Source organism: Stieleria sedimenti, assembly GCF_025060895.1.
GTDB lineage: Bacteria > Planctomycetota > Planctomycetia > Pirellulales > Pirellulaceae > Stieleria > Stieleria sedimenti.
Window position 1 is genome coordinate 1 of record NZ_JANZKV010000330.1, and the last position, 12715, is coordinate 12715.

Sequence of the window (12715 nt, forward strand, 5' to 3'; positions counted from 1 at the left end):
TAAATGGGAATGCACCCGTGTGCACTCGATCGCCGGCCTGGGTAACTAAGCACAAGCCCACGTTCATCGACCCACCAAGAAAACCGTCATGAATGACCCCAACCAAGTCGCATTGGATGCCTTGCTCCAAGCCGTTCGTTTGGCACCGGAGAACATCGCGTTGGCGGACCACCTCGCCAAAACGCTGCTGCAAATGTCGCGGGCTGAGGAAGCCGCCCAGGTCTATCGGGATGCGCTCCATCATCATCCCGGCAACACCCAACTGCAACTCGGGCTCGCCGACAGCTACCGACGCGCCAATCGGCTTTCGCACGCCCTGGCAATCCTTGAAACGTTGGTCGCTGAAAAGAATCCGCCGGCCGAGGCGTTGCTGATGCACGCCCGCGTGCTCCATGGCCAGGGCGAAACTCGATCGGCGATCAACCAATACAAAGACGCGATCGACGCCGACCCCGATCTATCCGATTCGGCGTTCGAAAGCCTGCTCGGCCTGAACTTCGACTCCGAGTCCGACGACTTCGCCGAGCGCACGCCGGCCAGCTGGATGGAAGACGCTCCCGAATCAGGGTTCGACCAACAGGACATGGACGACGACGATTCGTTCGCGGACCTGGAGACCCCGTCGATCAAGTTCGACGACGTGGGCGGCATGACCGATGTGAAAGAGGATATTCGAGTCAAAATCATCTATCCGCTGCAACATGCCGAGATGTTTGCCGCCTACGGAAAAAAAGTCGGCGGGGGCATTTTGATGTATGGACCGCCCGGATGCGGCAAGACGATGCTCGCGCGGGCGACGGCTGGAGAAATCGATGCGGGGTTCTTGAGCGTCGGAATCAGCGACGTCTTGGACATGTGGGTCGGCAACAGCGAAAAGAATCTTCACAACCTGTTTCAACAAGCCCGTCGCAACCGACCCTGTGTGGTGTTCTTTGACGAAGTCGACGCGCTCGGTGCAAGCCGATCGGACATGCGTCGCAGCAGCGGTCGACATCTGATCAACCAGTTCTTATCCGAATTAGACGGTGTAGAGACGGACAATGACGGCGTCTTGTTTCTCGCCGCCACCAACGCGCCGTGGCATTTGGACAGCGCGTTTCGTCGCCCCGGCCGTTTCGACCGAATCGTGTTTGTCCCGCCGCCGGACGCGGAAGCTCGCATCGAAATATTCAAACTGGCACTTGCCGGAAAGCCGACCGAGAAGATCAACCTGGAAAAACTCGCCGCGAAAACCGTGGACTTTTCGGGTGCGGATTTGAATTCGGTCGTCGACACCGCGGTCGAAACCAAATTGAAGGAAGCGGTAAAAACGGGATTACCCAAACCGATCACGACGGGTGATCTGATGTCGGCCGTCAAACGCTGTCGGCCGAGCACCGGCGAATGGTTTTCCACCGCCCGAAACCACGCGCTCTATTCCAACGACGGCGGTGCCTATGACCCGATTCTGGATTACCTGAAGATCAAGCGATGACACAACGCTACGACCGCGCCCAGCTGTTGATCGGCCAAGGGCGATTCGAGCTGGCCGAGCGCGAGATCCGTCAGATGCTGGCCGAAAATCCCGATGACGGATTCGCCCATGCGCTGTTGGCGATCTGCGCCGCCACCGATGAATCACGCTACGAAGAAGCAACCCGCGAAGCCGAGTTGGCCGTCGCAGCGGAACCGGACGCCCCGTTCGTGCATTTCGTCCGCAGCCGAGTGCTGTGGAAACGAAATCATTTTGACGAAGCCTACGAGGCGATCTCGCAAGCCATTCGTCTGGACCCTTACGACGCCGATTATTTCGCACAAGCGGCGCAAATCAAATTGGCGACCCGCGACTGGCCGGCGGCGCTGCGTCTGTCCGAACAAGGGCTCGCCATCGACCCGGAATCCGCCGGCTGCAACAACATCCGCACGATCGCGTTGGAACGTCTCGGCCGCACCGGGGAAGCGCTTCAATCGGCCGCCAAGAATCTGAAGAACAGCCCCGAGGATTCTTACGCACACTCGTCACACGGCTGGGCGCTGCTGAATTCCGGCAAGTACCAGGAAGCCCAAAATGCGTTCCGCGAATCGCTGAGACTGGACCCGACCAACGAACTGGCCCGCGAAGGCATGATCGACGCGATCAGCAGCCGCAGCTTGCTGTTTCGCTCGGTCCGAAAGTTCCACATCGCACTCAGCCGACTTTCTCGGAAACATCAATTCGCAATCATCTTTGGAGCCTGGCTGTTGATCCAGGTGCTCAGTGGTGCCGGCGACAGCGTGCCATGGATTCGGCCCTTCATCCCGCTGATTCTGATGGCGTACATGGTCTTTGCCGTCCTGACGTGGACGTCCGACGCGATCTTCAACACGTTGCTGCGGTTCCACCATTTCGGGCGACACCTGCTGACGTCCCGAATGATCTGGCGATCCAATCTGGTGGCATCCTGTTTGATCTGTGCCGGTGGCGGTGCGATCTACTCGATCGCGATCGGCGGCTGGTTTGCCGCCGCCGTGGTCGCGTTCTACTGGACGTTGATGTGCGTTCCCGTCACCGCCGCCTTTGCGATGCCGACCGCCAAACGCGGCCTGTTGATCGGCGGACTGGGGTTGCTGGTCGGACTCCTACCGGTCTACGGAGTCGTTCAATCGGTCGCCCAAGACAGCGGCCTCCCGCTGGCCCGAGCGTTCCGAAATTTCAACTGGAGCATCATCGGTCTGCAGGTCGCGGCGGGCTACCTGGCCGTCGCCCAGAATCGCAGGTGATTGGCTTCCTTACCAGGATTCCTTGGAACTTCCGTCGGGACCTTCCAACAACGACTCTTCGGGCGCCCGGATATCGCTGTTGGGCAATCCATCGGGATACTCCTGCTTGATCCTGGCGATGGCATTAGTCGCGACGGCCAAGTGCTGCTTCTTCGTTTCGTCATAAAAGGCCCTCGCCGCGCCGGGCAATTTGGGTTGCCCGTGCAAGGGTTTGTCCGAGACACACAGCAGCGTGGCGTTTGGGATTCGATATCGAAAACCATTGGCGGCGACCGTGGCCGATTCCATGTCGACGGCGATGCTGCGGCTGACCCGCAAATGCTCCACCGCTTTGCGCAGCGAAAGCTCCCAATTCCGATCCGCCGTCGTGTAGACCGCACCGATCCGGTAAGGCAATTCCGCTTCGTCGAGCGCGTTGGCAAGCGCGCGGTTGAGCAAAAAACTGGGCGTGATCGGCACCGACGGCGGCAAGGCTTCGTCCAATAAGTGATCGCCCCGCATGTACCCCGATGCCAACACAAAGTCGCCGATCTCTTGGTGGTTCCGTACACCCGCACAGTGCCCCACCATCAACACCGCGTCCGGCCGCAGCACCGCCAAATGATCCGTCAGGTTTTTGGCGTTGGACGGCCCGACGCCGATGTTGACGATACTGATGCCGAGATTGTCCGGTTCCCGATGATGCAGTGTCGGCATCTGCACTTCGTCACGCTTGGACCGCTCGCAATCAGGAAACTGACGAATGAACGCCGCGATGTGCATATTGTAGTTGGTCAACAACACGTAACGTTGAAAGTCTTCCGCGTTGGTCCCGGTGTAATGCTCCAGCCGCTTGATCGACAGCTCGCTGCGTTCGGGGCCGAACAAAAAGACCTTCTTACGCGTCAGATCGAAATCGGTCTCGTCGATCATCTCCAACAACTGTGGAGAATTCAGATCGACCCGCGGTCGCGAACGCGTGATCGTAATCTCCGCACCGCGGCGGGCCAACTTCAGTAGCTCGCGACGCAAGTACCAGCGATAGGCGCGCGGCCTGGCGATCTTGCCGGACAGTTCGGGATTGTGCTTGGACCAATGCCGATAGACGGTCAACTTGGAATAGAAACCGTCGGCATACGTTTCCTCCATCTGCTCGCAAGCGGCGGCGATCTGCTCACCGAGACCCTGTTCGGACACATCCGGATCGATTCGAAAGGTTTCATGCATGAACGCAATTGTGAACGATCCCCGATCCGCCGGCTAGCCGAGTAGGGCATGCTGTGCATGCCACCGCAGGGCATGCTGTGCATGCCACCGTAGGGCATGCTGTGCATGCCACCGTAGGGCATGCTGTGCATGCCGCCGTTGGGTATGCTGTGCATGCCGCCGTAGGGCATGCTGTGCACGCCACCGGGCGGGTCGATCGGATGCGTTCCGCCGGCAGGCAACGCCGTGAAGCACTTTTTTGGCGGCAGGACGCGAGCCCTCCGGTGGTGCGAGTGTTCAACGGCCGAAACGAATCAGCACGAGATCCAGCTCTTTCAGGTGGACGATCTTCACGGGCCGGCGCGGCAGCGACAGAGCTCTGATTTGACCAGGAAGTTCGGTTGCGGCAACGCTCGGTGGACGCTGTTGGAGGGGAACGGCAACGATCCGTTTCATCACCTCCAATTGCAATTCTGGTTTCCCATAGACCACCAATTGGCGTCGTTCGGGAAAATACATCATCTTCTCGGCAGGGATGACAGATGCAAATTGGGCCAAGACGTCCTCGGGAAATCCGTCGGGGATCCCGTGTGTCTGCAACTTCGCGGCCACCGACGAAGGCGGCGACGGGTCCTCCGCCCAAGCATTGTTGCAATCCATGCCCGATCCGGCGATCAACGCCAGAAGCAGTGTTGAACAAGCTAAAGATCGGCTCACGATATTCATTTGATGCTCGTTTGGGTAGGCGGTCTTCCACGTATTGAACACCATGGGGCAGCTGAGGTTCCGTACAATTGCCTCCGACAGACCAGCCGGCAACTCGTCATCGAATTCCCGTGATGATGCCGTCTATCACGACCCGATTCGTCTCACATCTATTCGATAACTGGTCCCTCCCATGAAAACCCCGCGACGCACCACCGCGGCACTCTTGCTGACCTTGGCTTCGACCGTTGCGATCGCCGAACCGCCCTGGATCATCGACCCGCACACCCATTTCAAGGGTCCTGAGCAGATCGCGCTTGAGAACCAAACGGTCAAACGCGAGCCTCAGAACACGCTCGGCCACGTCGTCGTTCCCGAGGACTATCGCGAACTCGCCGATCGACTGGGCATTCAATCCACGCTGGTTGTCGAGGCCGTCGATCAGGACCAGCATCAATTCAACGACTGGCTGCTTGAGCAAGCCAAATCCGATCTCGTGTGCGGCTATGTCGCTCGCGCTGATCTGTCATCGGAAGATTTCCAATCGCATCACCGGCGGTACAAGAAGACCGGTTACCTGAACGGTTATCGATTTCGGTTCGATGAACTTTCCGGCTACCTCAAAAACGAGATCGCCCGCAAGAATCTCACGACGCTCCAAACGGATGGAATGGTCGTTGATCTGTTAATCGAGCCGAGCCACGCAGACGACGTTGCCGAATTGGCCACTGCGTTTCCGCAACTAAAGATCGTGATCAATCACTGCTTTCGCGCGAACATGGTCGATGGCAACGTGAGCGACCAATGGAAACACGCGGTCGCCCGTTGCGCGACGTTTGAAAACGTCTTCATGAAAATCTCCAGCATCGTCAACTTCGCCGGCACCAAGCCATTTGTCGAACAGGCCCCCACGGATCTGCAAACGTATCTTCCGGTGCTGGAACCCTGCTTTGCGGCGTTCGGCGAAGACCGCGTGATCTTTGCGACCAATTGGGGCGTCAGCACGCACTTCGGCAGCGTCGACGACGTGGTTCGGATCGTACAGGAATTCTTAGCATCCCAAGGAGACTCGGCGCTGAAGAAGGGCATGCGCGACAACGCGATCCGAGTCTATGGGATCAACCCACAACACCTACGGTGACGCCAACCACGGGGACACCACGACATGAATTTTGAAACGCCGTCGACTCGATTTCCTCCAAGACGTTCATCCAACGTTCCGATTTTCCCTGCCCCATGGTTTGGACACGAAAGGCTTCCATTGAGGCGTCGTCAATCGGCAGCCCCCGCGCGCGGATTTCCTCGCGGCGTTCGGCGACGTCGGCGCTGGCGGCCGAGCGTCGTGCGGCCCACCACGTCAGCGGACCACCGCACAGCAAGACGGCGAGTCCGAGACAGACCATCAGCACAAGGAGGGTCCGTTTGCTTGACGATGATGATTTGGGTGATGCGTCAGACGCCATGGAGGCAACCAGTTTTGCAACGATCGATTCGATAGAATGGTGTCCGAACCATTCTAACGATCTGAGCGTGCCGGTGCGGCCTGGTACGGTGCGGCCTGGTACGGTGCCGTTGCTCGCACACTGAATCCCCCGCTACAGTGAATCCAAATCTGCATTGCAATGGTGCGCCCCCTTTCCGATTGGAATCGGCCCCAGCGAGAACAGCCGGTCGTCAAAGTCTCGGTTTTGAATCCCATCCGCCATCCGTCGCTGTCGGCGCGTTTTTCATGTCCAGCACCATGCCAAGTCAGACGAGCATGACGATTCAATGCCTGCCGCAAGGCATTTGCTCGTGGAACTATTCTCTGGTGGGAGACGTCCTCAACGGGCAAACCGCCTTGCGATCGTCCAGCGAGCAGGGATCAATCGTCATCGACGGGGTCGCCTTCACGGTCAACAAAAACGGGGTATTCAGTGGACATTGGACCCTGGAGCATGAGGGAAACGAAGTCGCCTCGGCGCAGAAACAATCGGCCTTCTGGCGAACCTTTGACATCGATGCGCCGGGCGGTCCGCTGTTGCTGGCCACGGATACGCCGTTCACTCGCTGCTACACGCTGCGGCGAGGCGAAGAATCGATCGCCACGATGCGGCCCGATCATCCCTGGACCCGCCGCGGCAAGATGGAGATTCTGGTGCCCGACTGGGACTCCCCGACCGTGGTTTTTTCGTTTTGGCTGGTCGCGTTGATCTGGCGGCGATTGGCCCAGAGCGGTTGAAGTCACCTCGGGAAAATTCGTTGCCTTCGCGACAAGAACGGTTGGTCGACACGTACGGAGTGGTCGCCGTCCCGCTGGAAGAACAGCCGGCTCAATGAAAACAGCCGTCGAGTTCGGGCACCGCGACTCTGAGTGCCTTGATGATCAGTTCTGCGGTCGCGGCGGCTCCTGCGGGACTGAAATGGGTGGTATCGCTTGGATTGAAGTTGTACTGCTGACTTGCCTGGGGGCCGATCGTGTTGTGATGGTTCACACTGATGCCATACAGATCAATGAACGGCACCCCCTGTTCCTTTGCAACACGTTGAGCCGTTGCGGCATACGACGGCAGGGCGGCTTTCAAGGTTGCTTCCCGAGGCATGATCTTTCCGTCGTCGCCGAAATTCCGACGCGTGACCGAACTGAAAACGATTGGCTTGACGCCGGCCCGCTTTGCCCTTTCGACGTATGAAGTTAGCTTGATTCGATAGACGTCCGGGCCGTACCGTTTCTGGTCATTATGGCCGAATTGGATGATGACATAGTCGGGTTGTTGTTTCAGCAACTCGTCAAATTTCTTCGACAAAGACTCCAGTGTGGCTCCATTCTTGGCGAAATGAAGCACTTGGGTTCGCTCAGTGCAACGGTTTTCAAACGCGGGACCCCATCCATACGTCGTGGCGACGGTTGAGTCACCGATCAATCCGATTGCCAAAGGTTGAGCTTGCGCGATGACCGCCTGCGCGACCAGGAACAACCACGTGAACGCAAGCGATAGTCGTCGTACTTCTTTTCTCACGAGAGGGATTACCTTGGTCGTTGATTCAGTCGTTGATTCAGTCGTGTCGCCACAGGATCAATCGCACGGGTCACCGTGAAGTCTCTTTCGTGGACTGGACGGGTCTGGTACGCGGGCCTGATTCTGGCAATCCGCAGCAGCGTGCCGTCATCGGCCGGATCGGGGCTGCCGCACCACTGCGGTTTGCTGCGACATAGAATAGTCGGTGATGATCGCCGCCAACAAGCAAACCCGGTGTTTTGTTCCGCCGCGGGGACAACACCGCGAAATGCTTCATCGCTTGCCTCACGGAGATGAAACCGCGAGGGATCTGTGGGGACGAATCGCGTCTCAAATGGGATCGCCAGTCCAGATCCGATAAAATCGGTTGTCCACCGATTTTCTTTTTGAGGTTTTTGCGTCTGGATCGGTCTAAGAGGATGTCGCTAACCACCGAGTTTCATGATGGATGCCGCGTTTGACAGTCTGTTCGAAGATCGTCGTGTCTATCAACGCACATCCACGCGGCGGGCGTCGATGGAAAAATCATTGACCGAACTCGAATTTGCCCGAGCGGTCTCGGCGGGTTTGCCCAAACTGATCGCGATCGCACGACGGCTGTCCGGAAACGAGGACGTCGCGGCCGAGGCGGTTCAAAACGCATTGCTGAAAGCATCCAAATCATGGCGCCAATTTCGAGGCCAATCGCATGTCGACACGTGGCTCACCAAAATCGTGATTCACGCCGTTCGCGATGGGATGGCATCCCATCGACGCCGACAAGAAAACCTGCCATCGCAACCAGCTGTTCAGCGTGATGGACACAGCCGATGCGATTCCCACAGCGAGAACCTGGTCGCCCCGCAACGCGGCCCGACCCAACAGGTGCTCGACGCCGAGGTGCGCAGCGTGGTGGCGGCGGCCGTGCGAGAGCTGCCGGATCGACAACGCGAGGTGTTTGGTCTGATGGTTTGGCAAAACATGACCGCGCGTGAAGTCGGGCAATTGCTGGACATCACGCCACAAACCGTTCACGCCAATTTGCATGCCGCGCGGAAACGACTGCGTGAATTGCTCGAGCCTTTTGTTCACGACGATCAGGATTGACACCATGAATCCAGATAAACTTGATCAACTGCTCCGCGCCAGCGACCCGGCGAACTCCACCGACCACTCCGACGCCGGCGATCCGTTGTTGCGTCAAAGTGAGCAACAGTGGACCGTGTTGTCCCGACGACGTGTCGTGCGGCGAAAACGTGTGACGCTCTGCTTGGCTGCGACGGGGCTGTTCGCGATCCTGGGCGGGTCGGCCATGTGGGTTCGAAACGATCCCCGACAACAAGACACCTCCGCCGCCGTCGTCACCGCGACGGATTCGTCGACCGATCGCGATCCGGCGGACTTGGCGGACGCCGCCGATCAGCCCGAGTTGAATGCCGGCGTCGTTTCACCGTCTCATTCGCCGAGCCCCAAAGGCAAACTGGCTGACTCGCGCCCACCCCGACCGGAACCGGTGCCGCCACCTGCTAGGCTCACCCGTCCGACCGCTCGCCCCAGCCAGCCCGTCATCGATCGTGCGAAGCCATTGGCCGAGTTCGCCGCGTTCGTCGATCGAGCCGGGAAAGTCGATAGTGATTCGTGGCGTCGATCACGCGACTATCTGGCTCATCAAGATGCCCGCTCGCAGCGCATCGCGGTTTCGCTCGTGCCGCAGCTGGTCGACCCGCAGCAGAGAAGAAAGGCGTTCGATCTGGTTTGCGCCGCTGCCGCAGATTCGCAACGGGCGGTTCTGTTTCATTGGCTGGCCGATCGGTCGCTCCGGGCGATGGCCTTCGAACGCTTGGCCGCCGAGGCCACGGTGGGACAGTCCGTCGAGTTGATTCACCACGCGCAAAACGATCCCGAACGAACGCGATTGTGCCGAAGCATTGCGGCCTCGCCGGACTCGCGAAGCGTCGAGGTGTTGCTGGAACTGGCCCACGACGCACGTTGGAGGTCCGCAGTCGGGGCAGCTTCTCGAGAACTCCATCCGTCACACCTTCAAACATTGATCATGCGGATGCGAGACCGAAACGCGCCGGTACGAACTGCGGCGGCCTTCGTTTTGGCGTCGGTCCCCGGCGAGCAACTCGATCAAGTGCTCGCGTCCATGATCCTGCGCGGCCGATTTCGCCAGCCCGCCTACCTGGTGCTGCTGTCGCGAAACACGCCGCAAGCCCGCGCGTTTCTGGCACAAGCCGCGGTGCGCCAGGATTTGACCCCGGCGTTGGTTTCGGCCCGCATCCACTTCGCCAACATTCAACCCACTCTTCAACAATGGATCGCAGATTCCAAAGGAACCCCTCATGAACGCTCTGACACTTCGCAACAACGCTTCTCGGACGCTTTGGACGGCTACCGCTGTGCTCGCCTGCCTGACACTCGGCATGACATCGGCTGACGCCCAAGTCGGCGTGGATGCCCCCTCGGCACCGCATCTTACCAAGGTCTACAACATCGCCGATCTGCTGGACGCCCCCAACATGCTGGACGATGACGCGGAAGAAGCCGGCAAGACCATTCGGACGTCCATCAGCGGGTTTGGTGGCGGAATGGGTGGCGGAATGGGTGGCGCGGGTGGCGGCATGGGTGGCGGAGGCGGCTTCTTCCGAATCCCCGACAACATCCTGCCGCAGCTCGACGGCGGCATGGGCGGCGGCATGGGCGGCGGCATGGGCGGAATGCCCGGCACCGGTCCAACCTATCTACCCAGTCGCATGACCCGCGAAGCGTTGGAACAAGTCGTGCTTGACCATCTGTCCGATGATGACACCGCGTGGCTGAACATTGACGGCGCCGGTGGCAAGCTGTCGATCGTCGCATCGATGATGATCGTCACGCACACGCAAGCCGTCCACACCAGGGTCACGCAGCTGTTGGACTTGTTGCGAGTCGGCAACAACACCAGCCCCACGGTTCAAGTCGACGTGCGGATCGTGGAAGTCGGATCCGAGCAATCGGCGACGGCCCTCGCCTCGGACGCCGCGTCGCTGGAAAAACTTGCCAATGATGCTTCGGCGGCGCGGCTGTCGCTGCGCTGCGATAATCACCGGGTCGCCAAAGTTTCTTCCGGGTTGCGTCGAAGTTATGTGGTTTCCTTGACCCCCGTGGTGGGATCCAACGGAACCATCGATGTCAACACCGGCAATCAGACCGCGTACCGCCCCGAAACCTATTCACCGCTGCTGGGACTGTTCGGAAGAATCAAACCAGAGATCGACGCTGACGGTAAAAAGGGACGGCTGCACCTGGGAATCCAACTCGCCTCCGGACCCGAAGAAGTCGTCGCGGCGACGTTCGGCACCGGACAGTCGATGGACCGTGTGGAACTGGAAACCGCCGAACTCGCCACTTCCATCGCCACCGATGTCGACACCTGGACCCTGGCCGGTAGCGTCGCAGTCACCAGCCCCACCTCCAGCATCACCTCTGGCGAAGCCCTGTCGCACCTGACCGTGCTCGTCCGCTGGCAAGTGGTGGAATAAGGAGTGGGGTAAGCTTCCAGCTTGCCTTACGTCACGCACCGCGTGGCGTACCGGTCTTGTTCCCAGGCTCTCGCCTCGCAGGATCGCCGGCGAAGCCGCCGAACATGGCAAGCAAGATGCTTACCCCACTGCGGTCTTGTTCCCAGGCGCTCGCCTCGCAGGGTCGCCGGCGAAGCCGCCGAGCATGGCAAGCAAGATGCTTACCCCACTGCGGTCTTGTTCCCAGGCGCTCGCCTCGCAGGGTCGCCGGCGGAGCCGCCGAGCATGGCAAGCAAGATGCTTACCCCACCGCGGTCTTGTACCCCAGGCGGAGCCTTGGAACGAGGTTATGGTCGTGTAAACTACTTGCCGCGATCCCCTTTTGTAGCGGCGTGCGTTACGGACAACCCCTCACCAGAGACGACTGATGATCATTGGCGTTCCCAAGGAAGTGAAATCGGATGAATACCGTGTCGCCCTGCTGCCGGTCGGCGTCGAAGAATTGGTGGCCCGCGGTCACCGGGTGATCGTTGAATCCTCCGCCGGACTCGGGTCCGGGCTCCCCGATCACGACTACCTGCGGGCCGGGGCAAAATTGGCCGCGTCAGGTGCGGACGTGTTCGAGCAGGCCGACCTGATCGTGAAAGTCAAAGAACCTCAACCCGAAGAGTTTGCCTTGATCCGCTCAGGCCAATTGCTCTTCACCTACTTTCACCTCGCCGCCAGCCGCGAGTTGACCGATGCGATGATCGACACCGGTGCGACGTGTTTCGCGTACGAAACCTTGCGTGACGGCAAAGGGCGATTGCCGCTGTTGACGCCGATGAGCGAGGTGGCCGGGCGGATGAGCATCCAACAGGGCGCCAAGTACCTGGAGCGCCCCCAGATGGGCCGCGGCATCTTGCTGGGCGGAGTGCCCGGAGTTCCGCCGGCACACATCACGATACTCGGCGGCGGGATCGTCGGCTCCAACGCGGCAAAGATCGCGGCAGGCTTTCAAGCCGACGTCGCGATTCTGGATGTCGACCTGGATCGGTTGCGTTATCTCGATGACATCATGCCGGCCAACGTCAACACGCTGTACAGTGATCGCCACACGATCTTGGATCAAATCCAGCGTGCCGATTTGGTCGTCGGTTCGGTGCTGATTCCCGGCGCCAAAGCACCGCAACTGGTTCGCAAGGAAGACCTGCGGTTGATGAAACCGGGAAGCGTCGTGATCGATGTCGCCGTCGATCAAGGCGGCTGTATCGAAACGACACGCCCGACGACGCACAGCAACCCGACCTACATCGTTGATGATGTCGTGCATTACTGTGTCGCCAACATGCCCGGCGCGGTGGGCCGCACCAGCACGTTCGCGCTGTGCAACGCGACGATGCCCTGGGTGATCCGCTTGGCAGAACTCGGCGGCCAGGCGGCAATCGACGCCGCCGGCCCCTTGCGAGAAGCCGTCAACGTGCACCAAGGCGCCGTCACCAACGCGGCCGTCGCCAACGCATTCGGAATGACGCATTGCGGCTGGTAGGATTGCGACATCACCAACGCACCGCTGAATTGAGGCCAGGTACAAATGGCACGGGTGTACGTGTTGGTGTGCAGGCT

At 59.7% G+C, this 12715-nt stretch carries 12 protein-coding genes; 8 read left to right on the top strand and 4 right to left on the bottom strand.

Features of this window, described 5'->3' with window-relative positions:
- Nucleotides 1-88 precede the first annotated feature (88 nt).
- Both NZK35_RS32605 and NZK35_RS32610 read left to right on the top strand, forming a co-directional pair.
- Nucleotides 89-1474: an AAA family ATPase gene (locus NZK35_RS32605; RefSeq protein WP_259636712.1), complete on the top strand. Its 1386-nt coding sequence runs from the start codon at nt 89-91 to the stop codon at nt 1472-1474.
- Nucleotides 1471-2739, top strand: coding sequence for a tetratricopeptide repeat protein (locus tag NZK35_RS32610; RefSeq protein ID WP_259636713.1), 1269 nt, complete (start codon nt 1471-1473; stop codon nt 2737-2739). Before NZK35_RS32605 ends, NZK35_RS32610 begins: the two co-directional genes overlap by 4 nt.
- 9 nt (nt 2740-2748) lie before the next feature.
- Here the strand turns inward: NZK35_RS32610 and NZK35_RS32615 are convergent, their stop codons facing one another.
- On the bottom strand, nt 2749-3945 hold the full coding sequence (locus tag NZK35_RS32615) for a phosphorylase family protein (protein ID WP_259636714.1): 1197 nt from the start codon (nt 3943-3945) through the stop codon (nt 2749-2751).
- 276 nt (nt 3946-4221) lie between these two features.
- Nucleotides 4222-4641, bottom strand: coding sequence for a hypothetical protein (locus NZK35_RS32620; protein WP_259636715.1), 420 nt, complete (start codon nt 4639-4641; stop codon nt 4222-4224).
- A gap of 181 nt (nt 4642-4822) precedes the next feature.
- Between NZK35_RS32620 and NZK35_RS32625 the strand changes: the two genes are divergently transcribed.
- The gene (locus NZK35_RS32625) at nt 4823-5770 is read left to right on the top strand and encodes an amidohydrolase family protein (protein ID WP_259636716.1); all 948 of its coding nucleotides are present in this window, start codon (nt 4823-4825) and stop codon (nt 5768-5770) included.
- Here NZK35_RS32625 and NZK35_RS32630 read toward each other — a convergent pair.
- The gene (locus NZK35_RS32630; protein ID WP_259636717.1) at nt 5748-6092 is read right to left on the bottom strand and encodes a hypothetical protein; all 345 of its coding nucleotides are present in this window, start codon (nt 6090-6092) and stop codon (nt 5748-5750) included. The two genes, NZK35_RS32625 and NZK35_RS32630, sit on opposite strands and share 23 nt — an antisense overlap.
- A gap of 278 nt (nt 6093-6370) precedes the next feature.
- Here NZK35_RS32630 and NZK35_RS32635 point away from each other — a divergent pair, with 278 nt between their 5' ends.
- Nucleotides 6371-6850, top strand: a complete 480-nt coding sequence (locus tag NZK35_RS32635; RefSeq protein WP_259636718.1) for a hypothetical protein — start codon at nt 6371-6373, stop codon at nt 6848-6850.
- Nucleotides 6851-6941: 91 nt separating this feature from the next.
- Here NZK35_RS32635 and NZK35_RS32640 read toward each other — a convergent pair whose 3' ends face one another.
- On the bottom strand, nt 6942-7628 hold the full coding sequence (locus NZK35_RS32640; protein ID WP_259636719.1) for a rhamnogalacturonan acetylesterase: 687 nt from the start codon (nt 7626-7628) through the stop codon (nt 6942-6944).
- Nucleotides 7629-8072: 444 nt separating this feature from the next.
- Here NZK35_RS32640 and NZK35_RS32645 point away from each other — a divergent pair, with 444 nt between their 5' ends.
- From NZK35_RS32645 to ald, 4 genes are all read left to right on the top strand, one after another.
- Nucleotides 8073-8714 (top strand): RNA polymerase sigma factor, encoded by a 642-nt coding sequence (locus NZK35_RS32645; RefSeq protein WP_259636720.1) that lies wholly within the window; start codon nt 8073-8075, stop codon nt 8712-8714.
- A 4-nt stretch (nt 8715-8718) separates the two neighbouring features.
- Nucleotides 8719-10047 carry a hypothetical protein gene (locus NZK35_RS32650; RefSeq protein ID WP_259636721.1) on the top strand — a complete coding sequence of 443 codons (1329 nt, stop codon included), beginning with the start codon at nt 8719-8721 and terminating at the stop codon, nt 10045-10047.
- On the top strand, nt 9953-11131 hold the full coding sequence (locus tag NZK35_RS32655; RefSeq protein WP_259636722.1) for a hypothetical protein: 1179 nt from the start codon (nt 9953-9955) through the stop codon (nt 11129-11131). Before NZK35_RS32650 ends, NZK35_RS32655 begins: the two co-directional genes overlap by 95 nt.
- A 406-nt stretch (nt 11132-11537) precedes the next feature.
- Nucleotides 11538-12638: an alanine dehydrogenase gene (ald, locus tag NZK35_RS32660; protein ID WP_259636723.1), complete on the top strand. Its 1101-nt coding sequence runs from the start codon at nt 11538-11540 to the stop codon at nt 12636-12638.
- Nucleotides 12639-12715: the final 77 nt, after the last annotated feature.